Origin of the sequence: Lentibacillus amyloliquefaciens (assembly GCF_001307805.1) — a bacterium.
GTDB lineage: Bacteria > Bacillota > Bacilli > Bacillales > Amphibacillaceae > Lentibacillus > Lentibacillus amyloliquefaciens.
The window spans coordinates 770,569-786,753 of sequence record NZ_CP013862.1 but is presented as its reverse complement, the minus strand read 5'-3'; the positions used below and the strand labels follow the sequence as shown (position 1 = coordinate 786,753).

The following is a 16,185-nucleotide window of genomic DNA, read 5'->3' as shown; positions in this document are numbered from 1 at the left end:
ACTCAAAATAAAAAAGCCACCAGCTCTATAGAAACCGGGTGATAAATACTATATTGAAAGGATGACGAGCAGAGCAAATAGCGGCTCTGGAACTGCAGAGAAGTGATTATTTCAGTTCGATTGTTTTTACAAGCTTTAAGTTTCCGGAACAAAAAATCGAATATTTAATACTTTTTTGACGATAAGTATACAGCCTGTTAAAATAAACATTATTTTAAGTAGACTTTGGAGGGACTTGCATGCATTTTAAACAACAATATCAGTCTATAAAAGATGTTGCTGCGACTATTTATCATAATCCTGAATTGGGCTATAAGGAAATAAAAACCAAACAAACTGTGTTGGATTTTTTGGAACAAGTGAATCCAAACATTCAAGTGGAAGAGTTTAGCACAACTGGGATTAAGACCACTCTAGGGAATCAAGACAAGGGTTTGCATGTTGCTTTTATTGCAGAATTGGACGCAGTATATACACCAACACATATGTACGCCGATAAAAATTCCGGTGCTGCACATAATTGCGGGCACTATTCACAAGTAGCAATTGCGCTGTCCCTGTACAATCATTTGTTTCAATCAGAAACGTACAAAGATCTGGATTACAATATCAGTTTCATTTTTATTCCTGCCGAGGAATATTTGGATTTGTCATATCGGGACGAATTAATAAAACAAGGGGAAATCTCACACTATGGCGGAAAGCCGGAAGCTATGAAGCTTGGTGTCTTTGATAATATTGATCTAAGTATTTGCATCCATGCAATTGGCGGAGAATTTGACAAGCGAACTGTTAATATCAATTGTGATCTTGCCGGGTTTCTTTACAAAAAATATACATTTAAAGGAAAAGCGACACATGCCGGTTTTGATCCTTTTTCATCAGTAAATGCTTATAACATGTCAACGTTATTTAATACGGCTGTTGGATTGACCAGACAGCAGCTAAAAGAGACAGAGCATGTTCGCATCAATCCGATAGTAATTGATTCTGACATGTCGACAAATGTCATACCAAGTCAGGTAACCGTTGGGACAGATCTCCGGACAAAAAGTGTAGACTATCTGAAAGAAGCCGCAGCTAAATTGGATGATGCCGCTAACGGTAGTGCGGTTGCTTTGCAGGGGAAGTTGACACCCATACTCAAATGGGTTATGTGCCATTTATCCAAGACCGATACTTGTCCAGCTTTGTCCAACAGGCATTTGACGAAAACAAGGAAATTGACACCATTATTAATGAAGACTTTATCAGTGCCGCAGGTGATATTGGTGATCTGTCAATTATGATGCCATGCATTCAAATTGGCTACAGCGGCTTTACCGGTACGATTCATGGAAATGACTTTATCGATACCGATCCAGAATTCATGTTCGAGGTTTTTCCAAGGTTTTTGTCGCAAGTACTGGAAAAGATGAACGGAAGAATTGATCATTCCAGGTTATACAAAAATACTTATGATGACTATTTACAACTTATTCATTCAATTGTCGACTAAATGGGAGTGGGATTTACAATGAAGCGAAACTTTGTCTATTTAATCATTTTTGCACTTGCAGTTATTACTATTTCAGAGATGATCGGATTTCAGTCAATCCCGATTGGTCCATTTACAGTTAGCCTTCTTCCGTTGGTTTTTGCTATTTTAATCACGATGTTTCTCGGTTTTAAAATTTTCCGTGCTGGTTTTTGGAAAAAGGTATATAGTGATGAGAATGTCCATTTTGCCGGAAAATACTTGCTGTTTATCATGCTTCCATTAATGGCGCGTTATGGAGCAGATGTTGCCCCACAGATTCGAGATATTTTAGAGGTAGGATGGGTTTTTCTCATTCAGGAATTTGGTAACCTTGGAACGGTTTTGATTGGTTTGCCTATTGCAATTACTCTTGGGCTAAGACGTGAAGCAATAGGGGCTACGTTGGGTATTGGACGTGAAGGCGAACTTGCCTATATTTCCGAAAAATATACGCTTGAATCCAAAGAAGGCAGAGGGGTATTATCCATCTACATTATTGGAACATTGTTTGGTGCCGTTTTCTTTAGTGTGTTTGCACCCATTTTGCTTGATATCGGGTTTAGTCCGGAAGCATTGGCAATGGCATCTGGTGTTGGTTCAGGAAGTATGATGAGTGCTGCATCAGCAACGTTGGCTGCGCGCTTACCGGAAATGGAGAGCACGATTTTGGCCTATGCCGCTGCCAGTCAGCTTTTAACAAGTTTTGTTGGCACGTTTACGATGGTATTCTTGGCAGCTCCATTACAGCAGTTTATGTATAAATTTTTGATTAGGGGTGACAAATAATGAATCCGGACTTCCGCAGATACGGCAAACTCGGGCTGATTATTCTATTAAGCGTCTTCATGATTTTGTTTACACAGGAAATAAAACTGCTGAAAAACCCCGATTCCACCCCAGTTACCGGTATGACAATTATTGGACTTGGTGTTTTGTGGCTGTTTTCCATGATTGGAATTTTTGTGTCTGACTTGATGCAAAAATTCCCTGCAAAGATAATACGTGATTTTCCGATTCTGGGATGGGTATCCATTGTTTCTTTAACCCTATGTTTGGTTTCTGACTTTTTCGTTCAAGCAATCCAAGCAGTCGATTTCCTTTCCATCACAACTCCGATACTAACATTTGCCGGGATCTCTGTAGCAAACCGTCTGGTAGATCTTCGGAAAACGAGCTGGAAAGTTGCCATCGTTGCCGTGTTTGTTTTTACCGGAACCTATGCAGGTAGTGCCTTGCTTGGCCAACTAGGATTGTTTTTGGCAGAATAGCAGTTGAGAGGCATAGGAACTGTTCCTATGCCTCCCCAATCATTATACCTTTTCCATTGATTTGTGCCTCCTTAATTAATCTTCAATTGTTACCTTTTCTGCTTCAATTACAATTTTATAATGAGCAATTTTATTTCGAGTTGGAACGGTCTTTAGCATCTGCGAGTACACATCTCCAGGAATATCCTCAAAGCAGGAGTATGGCTGAATCATGGATATAAGTTCATGATAATCAAAGGAATCGAAATGCTTTCTATATGGTTTGTATTTCATCGCTACTGGTGCTGCAATGAACCAGCCAACACCATACATTTCCTCCATGGCAAATTCAATATATTGTCTTAATTCCAACACAGTTTCAGCGTATAGTAGATAGAGCCTTTCTAATTTATTATTCGGAAAAAGCGTTCTGGCGTTGTCTTTTGTAAGTCCTCTTCCATTCATACTATGACTATCAACCTGATGGCGTACCGTAATATGTGATATCAATACCCAGACTTGATTTTGGTGGTAATGCTTACACCACGAGCAGGATACTTTCGCTGCTGCAGATCCCGCTTACTGAGGTTAGTTTTTTTGAAGAATTAATCAATTCATATGAATCGTGTTGGAAGTACATATATTAAAGAAACTAATTATCAATTACAACTAATGCTTCTGGAATGCCAAGTGAAGGTAATGAATACTTCGATTTAACCGATGCCACCACACCCTTTAACGTGTGTATATCCTGGCTCATAAAATTAGCATCTGCCGTATCAATAAAGACAGATGCCAAATTCGATCGCAAGATTACGCTTCTTTCTTTTCCTCCGTTACTTTCCTATTTTCCTCATCATCGTAAAACACCTTGAAATCTGGATCGACTTCCCCTTTGTGCAAATGCCGCACCTTGAAATCTTTCAGCAGTGCAAAGAACTTTGGACTTAATATCAAGATGGCGATGACATTGGCAAAAATAGGAAGAGCTGTTGTCATGTCAGCGAATAGCCAGACCATCGTCCCTGGCATACCAATGGAAACGGCAATAATAACCAAGATAAAACCTGGAATTGGATAAGTCCACTTATAAACTGTCAAAATACGTTTTTTCCATTGGGATTCACCCAATAAATATCGCAAAATCACTTCAATTTGAGCATAGATGCCGGATGATGTCGTCAGTCCGAACAGGAGAACACCGATGGCAATTATCATCCGCCCGGTAGTGCCAACACCTGTCTCAAAAGCAGCTAATGTCAGTTCTGCACCATCCAGCCCTGTTGTCCAGGCTCCTGTTACAATAATAACAAGTGACGTAATGCTACAGATCACAAACGTATCGACAAAAACCTCAAAGGCACCTAGCATACCTTGGCGAATTGGATGGTCTGTTTTTGCTGTCGCGTGAATCATAGCAGAAGAGCCCCATCCCGCTTCATTCGTGAATACCGCACGGGACATACCGGTCTTAATTGCTACTGCAACAGCTGCACCGGCAAAACCGCCTGCCGCGCTCGTACCATTAAACGCACTGTTGACAATCAGCGCAAACGCATCAGGTAGTACATTAATATTAATAGCAAGAATATATAATCCGCCTAAGATATAAAAGACAATCATGAACGGGACAACCTTGACTGCAATTTTTCCGAGTCCTGAAAGACCGCCACTGATCATGATATACAAGAGCACCGTATAAATAAGACTGACCAAAACGTGATTCATTGAAAACGTCGTGGCTACTGCTTCGGAAACGGTATAATTTTGTACAGTCAATACAAATCCGGTTCCAAAGCCAAAAATAAAAATGAAATTCAGTATTTTATAAAGCACTTTATGATTACGTTCCTCATACAAACCTTTTCGAATATAATAAGTTGGACCGCCATATGCTTCACCGTTTTTATCCCTGGAACGGTAATGTACTGCAAGAGAAACCTCGGTCATTTTAATTAATTTTCCAACCAGACCAGCTATCCACATCCAAAAAACAGCGCCAGGACCGCCTAGTGCAATCGCCGCTGCCACTCCCCCAATATTGCCAACACCAACAGTAGCACCTATGGAAAGGCTGACTGCTTCAAACGGCGAAAGTACTCCTCCCCCTTCCTGCTTATTGTTTGACCGCTTGATATCCTGTATACTTTTCCGAAAAATGAGTGGCAATCGATGGATTTGAAAAAAGCGTGTTTTCAGTGACAGAAAAACCCCTACTGTCAGAATAGTAATGATGAGCGGCATTCCCCATAAAACATCCTGGACAATAAACTCGACCCAGCTCACAATAATCTCCCCTTTATATATCATCCAGCATAACCTTTTCCGCATAACAGAAAAGTATTCTGACTAATGAAAATTATGGTCTTATTATAATGGATAAAGCAGTTGAAATCAATATAATTTTCAGACTTTATTTAAAAGTCAAAATGTATTTCCCCTATATTTCTATACAGAGAAATTAACCATAAAATGGTTACACATATGAGTAGATTCATAAAACCATCCGTTAATTTTCAAAATATCACAAAAAATAAACGCTTAGCATTTCGTGCCAAGCGTCTCCCTTCTGTTAAGTTTTACACTATTCCTTCCCCATTCAGTTCAGCTTCTGGCGGCCGAACGTGCCGGTGATTTTCCCAGCGGCAACTTTCACCCCGTCGGCTAAAAATTGCCTTCGTTTTGCAGTCAAATTAAAACTAATTACCCGGATACCAACCGCGCCGTGAACATCGCCGTTCAAATTGGTGATGGGCGCTGCAATGGATGTCGTACCTTCAATTCGCTCATTATCACTCTCAGCATATCCCTTTTCCCGTACTTCTTCCAGATAATTCTGGAAGGCAGCCTGATCATTTTCCGGAAGCAGCCGGCGAACACACGCATCCCGCTTGTCCGGTGTCATGAATGCCAACATCACATGATTGGCTGCGCTGGTATCCATCGGGATGCGCAGACCAATTTTGTCATAAACACGGATAGCACTCGAGGTATCATCAATCCTTTCAATAATCATCGACTCATCACCCATTGGTTTATATAAATATACACTTTCCTGCAGTTGCTTCATCAAATTTTCCAGCACTGGCCGCGTTTGACTGACATAATCGATCGTGTCATAGATTAATAGACCATATTCCAACCAGATATTGCCAATTCCATACTGCTTTGTTCGCTCATCCTGTTCAATCATCCGGTGCTTAATCATTGCTTTCAGAATGCGATGCAGCGTGCTCACTGGAAGATCCGTCTCTTCGGCAAGTTCCGAAATCGTCAGTTTATTTTTCGGCGAATTCCGCAGTAGAATACCGATAATCGTCATCGCCCTGTCAATTGACTGCATCCTCAACCAACTCTCTCGTCTTATGTTAGCGGTTCATATTGACATTATAGCAAAGACGCCGCTATAATGAAATTACCAATTTTTCAATAAATGAAAAACTTTTTCATTATACGGAAATGGAGGGGCCTTATGTACTGCACATCAATGTACAAGCGACTAAAACACGTCATTGTAAAGCATCCCGAACAAGCATTCATCAGCCAGGCAAATCTGGAGGATCAGTGGCGGACATTTAACTATATTGATGTTCCGAATTATGACAAAGCGCTGGCGGAGTACCATGCATTCATTCGCATTCTAAAGACTCATGTTGATCAAATCGATTATCTGCCGACAACCAATCAGACCGGTCTTGATTCGATTTACGCGCATGATCCGGTGAAATTCACCCGCGACGGTGCCATTATCCTAAAATCGGGCAAAAGTATCCGGCAGGCGGAAGCCGCAGAAATGAAAGCGTATCTTATAGAACAAGCCATTCCGATTATCGGCGAACTGACCGGGGATGCGGTTGGTGATGGCGGTGACCTCGTCTGGCTGGACGATAGCAAATTAGCCATCGGGCTTGGCTACCGCACAAACCGTGAGGCCATCCGGCAGCTGAAAAGGATAACCGAGCCATTCGTCGATAATTTTATCGAAGTTCCGTTGCCGCATGACCGGGGTGAAGACGAATGTCTGCATCTCATGTCCATTATCAGCATCGTCGATCAGGACCTAGCTGTCGTCTATTCGCCGCTGATGCCGGTCTTTTTCCGCAAGTATTTGCTCGAGCAGGGATTCACACTCATCGAAGTGCCCGCCGATGAATACGAAACACTCGGCTGCAACGTGCTTGCCCTCGCACCGCGTATCTGCGTGTTGCCATCAGAAAATGAACAAACCAGACAAAAACTTGAACACGCTGGAGCAACCGTTTACGAATATGAAGGAAATGAAATCTCATATAAAGGTACCGGCGGCCCGACATGTCTGACCTCCCCGGTTATTAGGGACTGAACTGAAAAAATGCACGGTCAAGCGGACAGAACAAGCAAATAATGAAGCATTATGAGGGGGAATACGAATGGATTTTTCCAATGTTATTGTCAAAACACCCGGCAAAAGTTATACCCAAGGACTGACGACATCCAATCTTGGCACACCGGATTATGAAAAAACGCTCAATCAGCATGCCGAGTACGTGAATGCACTGAAGAGGTGTGGCGTTGAGGTGACAAAGCTTGCATCGAGTGAGGATTTTCCTGACTCTACTTTTGTGGAAGATAACGCCGTTTTAACAGAAGAATTTGCTGTTATTACCAATCCGGGCGCCACTTCCCGCAATCAGGAAAAAAAATTGATGGACCCTATCGTCCGCGGGTTTTATCAAACCATTCATTATATCGAACCACCCGGCACGCTGGATGGTGGTGACGTGCTACAGGCGGAAGACCAATTTTACATCGGTATCTCCGACCGCACGAATGAGGCAGGTGCCCGTCAGTTTAAAGCCATCGTCGAACAATTCAGCTATCAGGCAACCATCGTCCCGTTAAAAACATTTTTTCACCTGAAAACAGGCGTCGCCTACCTTGGGGATAATCGAATGGTTGTCGCCGGTGAATTTATCGACCATCCGGACTTTGCTTCCTACGATAAACTGGTCATAAGCAATAACGAGCGGTATGCTGCCAACTGCATCCGAGTCAACGATACCGTCATCATCCCGGAAGGCTACCCGGAAGCCAAACATAAAATTGAAGCCGCCGGATACCCGACCATCGCACTTGACATGTCTGAATTCCAAAAACAGGATGGTGGACTGAGCTGCCTATCCTTGAGATTTAAAGTTATGAAAATTACCGTTGACAACTGAGAGCTGCCTTTTTAAATGTCAGCTTATTTTGTGAAAAAAGCGAATCATAGGGAAAAATGCTGATTTCGAGAGGAGGATCATGATGGAAAACCGCAAATGGTCCGCGCCCAAAGACCTGGAAAACCTACTTTGTGAGCTGGTGAGCTGGAATAGTGAGACATTTTCAGAGGGGGAAAAAAGCTTTCCAGATAAAACACATGCCAAACTGAGAGCACTTGCCCATTTTCAGGAACATCCAGACCGTATCAGTTTGCACCAAGCTGATCTTGGGCGTGCGTATTTAACCGCACTGTATAAACGCGACGACATTAAACAAACCGTCGTCCTGATCAGTCATTTTGACACCGTACAGACTGAAGAGTACGGCGAGCTGCAACCACTTGCCTATTAGCCGGAAAAATTGACGGAAGCACTGCAGGCGTACAAAGGTATTCTTGATCAGGATGCCGTCCACGATCTGGAGGCCGGAAACTATTTGTTTGGGCGCGGCACGATGGATATGAAAATGGGCCTCGCGATGCACATGGCACTTTTGGAAAAAGCAAGTATAGAACAATGGCCAATCAATCTGCTGTTAGTGACCGTGCCTGATGAGGAAGTCAATTCATCCGGTATGCGAAGAGCCGTCAGTACCATGATCGACCTGCAGTATAATTACGACCTTGATTACCAGCTATTTTTGAACAGCGAACCATCATTCACGCAAAAGCCCGGCGATACGAATCACTATATTTATTCCGGAACGATGGGCAAAATCATGCCCGCTGCTTTGTTTTACGGAAAAGAATCGCATGTCGGCGAGCCGTTGAAAGGCATGACCGCCAACTTTATCGCATCCTTTTTCACACCGCGGATGGAGTGGAACCCGCTCTTTCAGGAAGAACATCTCGGCGAGCGGACCCCACTTCCGGTTTCCTTGCAGCAGCGCGACTTGAAACAATATTATTCAACACAGACGCCAGCACGTGCCCAAGCCTTATATAACGTCTTCCTACTGCAGCGGCCTGCCAGCGATATTATGGATTTGTTCGAACGAACAGCCAATGATGCCGCCGACGCCTGTAATGCCTCCTATCAAAAAATTTGTGAACACGAGCAGGTTGATGGCATCGGGAACGTGCGCGTTCTGCGGTACGATGAGCTTGAAACATACGCGCGCCAGCAATACGGGGATGCCTATGTGGAAAACATCCGGGCTGAAGTCAGCGCGAATGACGCACTGGATGAACGCGACAAATCGTTCCAGATTGCCGACCAGCTCATGATTGGCTGCCAGGAGCTCACCCCGGCAATTGTGCTCTTGTTCGCGCCACCATTTTACCCGGCCGTGAATTCTTCAGAAGAAACCGTGACAAATGAAGCAATCGAGTTGCTGGAGGACATGGGTGAACATTACGGCATTGATTTGAAGCCAATCCATTATTTTAACGGTATCTGCGACCTCAGCTATGTCAGTTACCAGAGTACAGACGAGGGCTGGGTCAGCTACGAAAAAAATTTACCAGTCTGGGGCACGGACTACTATATCCCATTTGAAAGTATGCAACAGCTGCAGGCGCCCGTGTTAAACGTCGGACCCTTCGGCAAAGACCCGCACCAAATGACCGAACGCCTGCACAAACAAAGCGCATTCCAACACACACCTGCGATGCTTGAACGCTTGATCAGCCAGTTATTCTGCTAACCGGTACGTGGGGGACAGATAGATAGAAAATTTGTCAATGAGCTTGTTTACAGTTGGTCCATTTTATCCAACATTTCTGTTTTAGTAGGGTTTGTATACAACAATGTCGTGTGAATATTGGAATGTCCAGCCTGGTTTGCCACTTCATAAATACTCATACCTTTATTAATGGCATTGGAACAAAAGAAGTGCCTTAACACATGAGGGGTAATTTTCTTGCCAACGATTTTAGAGTATCGTTGAAAAGCTGTATTAACAACAGTTCGATCAAGTTGCTGATTTTGATTACTCGGAAACAGATAATTACAATCTATTCCTTTTTCTTTCCTTTCCTTCAACCAGGACTGCAACGCAATACGAATCTTTTCACTCATGTAAACAATTCGCGTTTTGTCACCTTTTCCATTTCTCACCACAATTTCTCTTGTCACCAGATGAACATCATGAAGATGCGAATCCAGTGCTTCTGATAACCTAAGCCCGGCATATGTAAAGATTGTAGCTAAAGCATAATAACGCATATGATTATCATCTAAGACAATAACTTAGCATCAAATAACCCCCATCGTATGTGGATGGGGATTATTCGACGTTTATCTAACCCCGCTGCATGTATGACTATAATGAGAAGCGATTGCACTTACTTCATCATAAGACCACAACGGTCAAGCAACTACTTGTGATAATTCGACATTGCGCCCGACCACCTCAAGCATTGCCTCAGCATAATTGTACTAGTTGTTATACACGATCACGTCATATATGGCTGCGTCAAAATTATCTGAACTATTTCAGGATCTTCAACCCTCGTCGCTCTCTCGGTTAAAGGGATAGTTGTGCTAAAATTATACAGTTGACTAACTCCAGCAATATCTCAATTCTATTCTGAACATTTACTAAGCATTCGCATATCTGTACGGGTCAAGATGTCCGATTGAGTGCTTTGTTTCTCCCTCTGTAATTAGGTCCGCTGCAATCTTTCCGATAACAGGGGACATTTTAAAACCGTGACCTGAAAAGCCACTTATGAGAAACGTATTATCCATTCCCGGGAGGGTGCCTACAATGGAATGATCATCCTCTGTGTAAGCATCCATGTAAACACTAGCTCGAACAGGATTAGGAGTCAGGCCTGGCAAAAGCTTTTCGACTGCCTCACCGACTTCTTGAAGTTCCTCAATGCTGACATCACGGTTTAGATTATCCGGTTCCGGTACAGTGTCCGGATTTTTTGTATTAGACGCTTTTACCATTGTTCCGTCGAGAGTTGGTGCCCCTGTCAGACGATAGCCCTTACGCATGCGGGCAAAAACAGGGAACTTATCTGGCTGAAATTCTTCAACATTTTTTGGTGCAAACCACGTTAGGACCAAACGTCTGGCAATCAATTGATCTCTTAATCGCGGCAATAACTTCCAAGTCCAGGCACCGGTCGTGATTAATACTTTTCCAAAGTGAAACTCTTTATCGTTGGCAACAATTGTAACACCATTTTTGCCCGGATAAACACCCTGCACGGTTGTATAACGTTTAATGTCTGCACCTAAAGATTCTGCCCGCTCAATAGCAGAAACGACTGCCAGTTCAGGCCGCAGAAAACCCGCATTTTTGTCTAAAACCATGATCTCTTCCGAAAATAAACGGTGTTGCGGAAAACGCTCTGTCGCTTCTTTACCCTGGAGTATTTCATGATCCAACTCAAATTCATGAATGCTTTTTAATAAGCTTTGCATAACATCGGTATCCGGATCCCCAATTGTCAATCCGCCATTTAATGTTAAAAGCTCGCGATCTGTTTCGGCCTCCAGTTCCCGCCACAAATTTTTTGCTTCAAATAAAAGTGGGACGTACTCCTTTCCTTCCATATAAGCTGTCCTAAATAATCGGGACTCTCCTCCAGCAGCCGTCCGGTCATTGCCTATACCAAACTGTTCGAAACCAATAACGGAGATACCAGCTTTTGCCAACTGCCATGCTGCCATGCTTCCCATCGTACCTACACCCACAATTGCCACATCAGCATCCATAAATAACACCTCTTTCCAATGTTTTTAAACATTGATATCATTTAATATATTCTGAATATTATGCTCCTACTTCTCCCTTTCCGGAGTTGCCAGCCCCACTTTGTTTATTAAAAACAAAGGTGAATAATACAAACCCGACAAGTGATCCCAATATACCAAAAGCAGCATACGGAATCGTTGTATCGATTATTTGAGCTATTGCTGCACTTGAGATTCCCAGAACGATACTAGCCATTGCACCTCTGTTACTGAGCTTATTGGAATTTTTTAGGAAGAAACCAGCGAAAATTGGTACCAATAACCCAGATGCAGAGTAGGCGTATGTTGCCACCAGCCAATCTAAAGCTTTTGGATACACCAGCGCTAAAACAACAGCAAGTGTGACAACAACAACTGACATCATTCTTGATACACTTAATAATTTGCTGTCTGATACATTTGGATTAATGTAAGATTGATAAATATCTTTAGTAATGTTGACAACCACTGATTGAATCGCACTGCTGACCGTTGACATGATTGTTGCAATGATGAAAGCCGAATAAATCCCTAAAAACCAAATTGGTATTTGTGTTAAGAACCAGCCTGATGCCAATTCTTCATTTTCCAGTCCTGGATTCATAGACAATACGGATATTCCCATAAATGACGCCCAAACTCCGCTAACAATCCCAACAACAGCTGCTATGATAAAGCCTTTTTTAGCAATACTGGCACTTTTGGCGGCGTAAATGCGCTGATATGACATCTGGTTGGTTAATGCGCCAGGGAATATAGATAACATCCATAGTAAGATTGTAAGTCCGCCAACTGCTCCCAACCCTTCAGGAAAACTTGTCATGGACTCTGGTATATTCGTGGTGATTTCGCCCCAACCGCCTGCCAGGTTCCAAGCATAAATACCACTCACAATAGACATAAGCAGCATCATACAGCCAAACACAAAATCGGTCCAGGCAACAGAGGTTAAGCCTCCGGGTAATACAAAAAATAAGCTGACAACTGCAAATACAATTAACAGGACGGCAAATGGAATACCTGATATCTCGGAAAAGAGATTCCCAAAAGCCACCAATTGTGTACATAACCAACCAAACGGCACTACAATCGCCATAATGGTTACTGTACTGATCAATATTTTATGTTCACCATACAGCTTCCTGAAGATGTCCGGCATAGTTGAGAATTTCTGTTTTTTTAACCAGCCGGCCAGTAAAACCAGTATTACAATACCAATTGAATAAATTAAGTTATACGTTATTGCGGACCAACCCGCGCTGTAACCAATTCCGATATGAGCGACCAGAACCCCGCCACCCATACCAGTCGCAAACTGACTTCCTGCCACAACATAAAACGGCAACGAACGTCCACCGACTATCCAGTTTTCACTGTCATTGCGTCTTCTGCCAACCCAGAAGGCAAACACAGAAGCAGCTGATAATACAATGATTGAACAAATAACAATCGTTAACGTAGGACCCATTCTACCCCTCCAAATATTTTAATAGAATCTTTCTTGCTCAATCCCTCTTATGGATGAATTCTATGCTGGTAGCTGGAATAAGGACGGACAACCATCTAACTGGAAAACTATACTGATCCCATTAATCACACCCTTTACGATTAAAAAAGTTATATAACTATCCTATTGACTGAATGGTATCAAAGCGTTTCAAACTGAATCTTTCCAAGTCAATAGAGGTTTCACCGTCTGACAATAATTCTGTCATTACTGTTCCAACTAAGGGGGATAACGTTATACCACTATGCATCGCGGCGATATACGCATTTTCAATACCAGGGATTTCCCCAAGAATTGGAAATCCATCTTCCGGCATCGCCCGTATCCCTGAGAAACATCTCACCACGTTCACCTTCTCTAAAGCAGGGACAAAATCAATTGCCATCCTTGCTGTATCCTGAATAATATCCAGTGTCGAGCGCCGATCATACCCAACTTCTTCCTTCGAATAGCCAACCAGTACCTCGCCATTATCTGCCTGCCGCATTCCGCCGATGGTATGCGAAAGAAAAGGACTCAGTGGTTCTGTCACAATAACTTGTCCGCGCACCTGTTTAATCGGGACATCTATTCCTAAAAGTTTGCCTAGGCTTTTAGACCAAGGCCCGCCGGCCATAACCAGCTGATTTGAAAAATAATCGCCATCCTGAGTCGTCACCTTAAACATCCCATTCTCTTTTGTAATATTTGTCACCGGATTATAAAATAAGAATTGTGCCCCGTTTTTCCGTGCTGCTCTGACAAATAATTCAATCAAGCGGAATGGATTCACATTTCCATCTATCTTACTGTACGTTGCCCCAGCAATGTTCCGTGAAAGCGCCGGCTCTTTTTCAAGCACTTCGTCGCGACTCAAGACCTCTACTTTGATACCAACTTCTGCTTGTTTTTCCGCAAGTTTCAACGCCTTTTCCCTGTCTGCTTCCGAAAAAAATGGTGCAATGCCGCCTGTCCGTTTATATTCCACATCACCTATTTTCCTTTCTAAAAACGGATAAAGTTCAGCACTGTACATGTTTAACTCACCATACCATGCAGGCGTTTTATTATGTACCCACACCCAGGCTTGTGTGGATCCGGAGGTACCTGATAGCGGGAAGTCCTTATCAATTGTCAATATCTCCTTGCTTTTGTCTTCTGAAAGATGATAAGCAATGCTGCTTCCCACTACGCCACTCCCCACAACAATCACATCATAGCTTTTCTTCATGAACAGTTTCTCCTTCCTCCGCTGATTCCCCAAAGACCGATGCAACAGATGATGCCCGGGTGCCCGCCAAAGCTCCCATTCGGGTAACACTTAGGGGCATACGCATTCGGGGCGGTTTGATTTCACTTAATGGATGTCCTGTCTTATCACTGATAATTTGACGGACCAGATTCATGCAGCATTTGGCTTGACAGGGACCCATGCCACAACGGGTAAGCCGCTTGATATCATTGAATGTATGAGCCCCCAAATTAATCGCTGACTCTATCTCATCTATGTTGATTTCTTCACATCTACAAACAATTGTTGACTTATCCATTGATCAACCCTCCAAAAACAGAATCTAAATATGCTGGCAGTTGGACACCTGTTTCATGATGATGATTTCTGATAACTTCGAGTCGTGCATTCAATGTCGAACGATTTTCCGCTGATTCGATACGGTAAAGTTCATCCCATAAGTATTTCTTTTCCTCTTCAATTTTCGCTGAACTTGCAGCATTCAACGTTTCCAGTATACTTGCGGCTGCAATCTCACTTGTCAGCAAAATACCGCCCATACTTGTGATGCCAGCTGCATTGCCCGCAATATAAACGGAAGGAGTCGTTGTCTCAAATGTGCTGTCATATTTGGGAAGCCATCCTCCAAGTTTTTCTTGATAGGTTAAATCACAGCTCATGATTTCGAAAGGCTCAAGAATGGGTGTCGTACCCTTTGCAATACATATGAGATCAACATCATAAACACTTTCGTTCCCGTCAGTACTTACATATACTTTTTCGACTTCTCCTTTTCCTATTGCACTTTCGATGACACTGTTCAATAAAACCGGAATATCTGCATCCCGTATCCTTTCCGCGAGTTCATCATATTGGGAAAGCAATTGACTTCCGCTTTCAACAATCCCTTTAACCTTAGTACCACAATCATGTAATTGTCTGGCCACCTCCAGCGCAAAATCATTGGATCCTAAAATAAGCGCCCTTTCTCCCGGAAGTACACGCTCACAGTTGATTAATATTTGAGCAGCTCCGGCTGTCATCACACCCGGTAAGGTCCATCCCGGAAATATTTTGGGTTCCTCCATGGCGCCGGTAGTAATCATAACTTTTTCGGCGTTGACAGGAAACGTGGAGCTGCCATTTGTAACTCCGACATTGCCATCTTGGAAGGCACCGATCATCGTATGGTTTTCCAGTATTCTGACATCAAGCCCTTTTAATCTGTCTACTAAATAATCAACAAGCTGAAAACCCCTTTGTTTGGAAAAATGATGCGGTAAATTATTATGAAATTGTGTTTGCTGGTTTAATTGACCACCGAGTGTAAACCACTTATCGATAATCGTTGTCTTCAAACCATTCGAGGCTGCTTTATAAGCGGCATTCAATCCAGCCGGTCCACCGCCCACAATTAATAAATCAGTGTTCATTTTCTCCCCTCCTAACATCGGAGTCTGAAAGATTCGAATAAACCTCCATACCTTCTTCCACAATCGTCGAACAGCTAAGAACATGGTCAAGCCCGTCAACCGTCACAAAGCAACTGTAACATCTGCCCCTGGCGCAAAATAACCCTCTGGATTTCTGGAGCTTCCTGCTTACCCCGACTTTTTTTATTCCGTTGCCCATTAAAGCTGCTGCAATGGTCTGACCAGCTTTTGCATTTAAAGGTTCATTATTAAAATAAAATTGGATTACCTTTCTATCATCTTTTTTCAAGACTGGGTGATCAGTTATATACATCGCAATGCTCCTTTATAAAATATAAT

The 16,185-nt window shown here is 42.8% G+C and carries 17 protein-coding genes and 1 pseudogene; 7 read left to right on the top strand and 11 right to left on the bottom strand.

Annotated elements, in window-relative coordinates; all coding sequences use genetic code 11:
* Nucleotides 1-239 precede the first annotated feature (239 nt).
* The 3 genes and pseudogenes from AOX59_RS03905 (at nucleotide 240) to AOX59_RS03895 (ending at nucleotide 2,787) form a co-directional block, all read left to right on the top strand.
* Nucleotides 240-1,498: pseudogene (locus AOX59_RS03905) on the top strand (M20/M25/M40 family metallo-hydrolase).
* Between the two features lie 18 nt (nucleotides 1,499-1,516).
* Nucleotides 1,517-2,305 (top strand): DUF3100 domain-containing protein, encoded by a 789-nt coding sequence (locus AOX59_RS03900; protein WP_068442100.1) that lies wholly within the window; start codon nucleotides 1,517-1,519, stop codon nucleotides 2,303-2,305.
* Entirely contained in the window at nucleotides 2,305-2,787 is a 483-nt protein-coding gene (locus AOX59_RS03895) for a hypothetical protein (RefSeq protein ID WP_068442097.1), read from the top strand. The genes AOX59_RS03900 and AOX59_RS03895 overlap by 1 nt, the downstream gene beginning before the upstream one ends.
* Before the next feature lie 75 nt (nucleotides 2,788-2,862).
* On the opposite strand, the gene AOX59_RS03890 is transcribed toward AOX59_RS03895, so the two are convergent.
* From AOX59_RS03890 to AOX59_RS03880, 4 genes are all read right to left on the bottom strand, one after another.
* Nucleotides 2,863-3,231, bottom strand: coding sequence for a hypothetical protein (locus tag AOX59_RS03890; RefSeq protein WP_068442095.1), 369 nt, complete (start codon nucleotides 3,229-3,231; stop codon nucleotides 2,863-2,865).
* A gap of 187 nt (nucleotides 3,232-3,418) precedes the next feature.
* Complete coding sequence (locus tag AOX59_RS19525; protein ID WP_156418636.1) at nucleotides 3,419-3,577, bottom strand: hypothetical protein; 159 nt, start codon at nucleotides 3,575-3,577, stop codon at nucleotides 3,419-3,421.
* 2 nt (nucleotides 3,578-3,579) lie between these two features.
* Nucleotides 3,580-5,052, bottom strand: coding sequence for an alanine/glycine:cation symporter family protein (locus AOX59_RS03885; protein WP_237049368.1), 1,473 nt, complete (start codon nucleotides 5,050-5,052; stop codon nucleotides 3,580-3,582).
* A 313-nt stretch (nucleotides 5,053-5,365) separates the two neighbouring features.
* Nucleotides 5,366-6,109 (bottom strand): IclR family transcriptional regulator, encoded by a 744-nt coding sequence (locus AOX59_RS03880; RefSeq protein ID WP_068442089.1) that lies wholly within the window; start codon nucleotides 6,107-6,109, stop codon nucleotides 5,366-5,368.
* 129 nt (nucleotides 6,110-6,238) lie between these two features.
* Here AOX59_RS03880 and AOX59_RS03875 point away from each other — a divergent pair, with 129 nt between their 5' ends.
* The 4 genes from AOX59_RS03875 (at nucleotide 6,239) to AOX59_RS03865 (ending at nucleotide 9,651) form a co-directional block, all read left to right on the top strand.
* The gene (locus AOX59_RS03875; RefSeq protein ID WP_068442085.1) at nucleotides 6,239-7,108 is read left to right on the top strand and encodes a dimethylarginine dimethylaminohydrolase family protein; all 870 of its coding nucleotides are present in this window, start codon (nucleotides 6,239-6,241) and stop codon (nucleotides 7,106-7,108) included.
* A 67-nt stretch (nucleotides 7,109-7,175) separates the two neighbouring features.
* Nucleotides 7,176-7,967 (top strand): dimethylarginine dimethylaminohydrolase family protein, encoded by a 792-nt coding sequence (locus AOX59_RS03870; protein WP_068442082.1) that lies wholly within the window; start codon nucleotides 7,176-7,178, stop codon nucleotides 7,965-7,967.
* Nucleotides 7,968-8,046: 79 nt separating this feature from the next.
* Nucleotides 8,047-8,358, top strand: coding sequence for a hypothetical protein (locus AOX59_RS20560; RefSeq protein ID WP_335338776.1), 312 nt, complete (start codon nucleotides 8,047-8,049; stop codon nucleotides 8,356-8,358).
* A gap of 9 nt (nucleotides 8,359-8,367) precedes the next feature.
* Complete coding sequence (locus tag AOX59_RS03865) at nucleotides 8,368-9,651, top strand: M20/M25/M40 family metallo-hydrolase (RefSeq protein ID WP_335338775.1); 1,284 nt, start codon at nucleotides 8,368-8,370, stop codon at nucleotides 9,649-9,651.
* 47 nt (nucleotides 9,652-9,698) lie between these two features.
* Here the strand turns inward: AOX59_RS03865 and AOX59_RS03860 are convergent, their stop codons facing one another.
* The 7 genes from AOX59_RS03860 to AOX59_RS03830 form a co-directional block, all read right to left on the bottom strand.
* Nucleotides 9,699-10,172, bottom strand: coding sequence for a tyrosine-type recombinase/integrase (locus tag AOX59_RS03860; protein WP_068442080.1), 474 nt, complete (start codon nucleotides 10,170-10,172; stop codon nucleotides 9,699-9,701).
* 375 nt (nucleotides 10,173-10,547) lie between these two features.
* Nucleotides 10,548-11,678, bottom strand: a complete 1,131-nt coding sequence (gene solA, locus AOX59_RS03855; protein ID WP_068442078.1) for an N-methyl-L-tryptophan oxidase — start codon at nucleotides 11,676-11,678, stop codon at nucleotides 10,548-10,550.
* Nucleotides 11,679-11,736: 58 nt separating this feature from the next.
* Nucleotides 11,737-13,164, bottom strand: a complete 1,428-nt coding sequence (locus tag AOX59_RS03850) for a sodium:solute symporter family protein (protein ID WP_068442076.1) — start codon at nucleotides 13,162-13,164, stop codon at nucleotides 11,737-11,739.
* 157 nt (nucleotides 13,165-13,321) lie between these two features.
* Nucleotides 13,322-14,413: an NAD(P)/FAD-dependent oxidoreductase gene (locus AOX59_RS03845; RefSeq protein WP_068442072.1), complete on the bottom strand. Its 1,092-nt coding sequence runs from the start codon at nucleotides 14,411-14,413 to the stop codon at nucleotides 13,322-13,324.
* Nucleotides 14,397-14,732, bottom strand: a complete 336-nt coding sequence (locus AOX59_RS03840) for a (2Fe-2S)-binding protein (protein ID WP_068442069.1) — start codon at nucleotides 14,730-14,732, stop codon at nucleotides 14,397-14,399. Before AOX59_RS03840 ends, AOX59_RS03845 begins: the two co-directional genes overlap by 17 nt.
* Complete coding sequence (locus AOX59_RS03835) at nucleotides 14,725-15,846, bottom strand: NAD(P)/FAD-dependent oxidoreductase (RefSeq protein ID WP_068442066.1); 1,122 nt, start codon at nucleotides 15,844-15,846, stop codon at nucleotides 14,725-14,727. Before AOX59_RS03835 ends, AOX59_RS03840 begins: the two co-directional genes overlap by 8 nt.
* Entirely contained in the window at nucleotides 15,836-16,159 is a 324-nt protein-coding gene (locus AOX59_RS03830; RefSeq protein ID WP_068442062.1) for a (2Fe-2S)-binding protein, read from the bottom strand. The genes AOX59_RS03835 and AOX59_RS03830 overlap by 11 nt, the downstream gene beginning before the upstream one ends.
* Nucleotides 16,160-16,185 lie beyond the last annotated feature (26 nt).

Excerpts from the sequence above, each read along its gene's own strand:
- AOX59_RS03900 (WP_068442100.1), top strand. The coding sequence starts at position 1,517 with ATGAAGCGAAACTTTGTCTATTTAATCATTTTTGCACTTGCAGTTATT.
- AOX59_RS03895 (WP_068442097.1), top strand. The coding sequence starts at position 2,305 with ATGAATCCGGACTTCCGCAGATACGGCAAACTCGGGCTGATTATTCTA.
- AOX59_RS03890 (WP_068442095.1), bottom strand. The coding sequence starts at position 3,231 with ATGAATGGAAGAGGACTTACAAAAGACAACGCCAGAACGCTTTTTCCG.
- AOX59_RS03880 (WP_068442089.1), bottom strand. The coding sequence starts at position 6,109 with ATGCAGTCAATTGACAGGGCGATGACGATTATCGGTATTCTACTGCGG.
- AOX59_RS03875 (WP_068442085.1), top strand. The coding sequence starts at position 6,239 with ATGTACTGCACATCAATGTACAAGCGACTAAAACACGTCATTGTAAAG.
- AOX59_RS03870 (WP_068442082.1), top strand. The coding sequence starts at position 7,176 with ATGGATTTTTCCAATGTTATTGTCAAAACACCCGGCAAAAGTTATACC.
- AOX59_RS20560 (WP_335338776.1), top strand. The coding sequence starts at position 8,047 with ATGATGGAAAACCGCAAATGGTCCGCGCCCAAAGACCTGGAAAACCTA.
- AOX59_RS03860 (WP_068442080.1), bottom strand. The coding sequence starts at position 10,172 with ATGCGTTATTATGCTTTAGCTACAATCTTTACATATGCCGGGCTTAGG.
- solA (WP_068442078.1), bottom strand. The coding sequence starts at position 11,678 with ATGGATGCTGATGTGGCAATTGTGGGTGTAGGTACGATGGGAAGCATG.
- AOX59_RS03850 (WP_068442076.1), bottom strand. The coding sequence starts at position 13,164 with ATGGGTCCTACGTTAACGATTGTTATTTGTTCAATCATTGTATTATCA.
- AOX59_RS03845 (WP_068442072.1), bottom strand. The coding sequence starts at position 14,413 with ATGAAGAAAAGCTATGATGTGATTGTTGTGGGGAGTGGCGTAGTGGGA.
- AOX59_RS03840 (WP_068442069.1), bottom strand. The coding sequence starts at position 14,732 with ATGGATAAGTCAACAATTGTTTGTAGATGTGAAGAAATCAACATAGAT.
- AOX59_RS03835 (WP_068442066.1), bottom strand. The coding sequence starts at position 15,846 with ATGAACACTGATTTATTAATTGTGGGCGGTGGACCGGCTGGATTGAAT.
- AOX59_RS03830 (WP_068442062.1), bottom strand. The coding sequence starts at position 16,159 with ATGTATATAACTGATCACCCAGTCTTGAAAAAAGATGATAGAAAGGTA.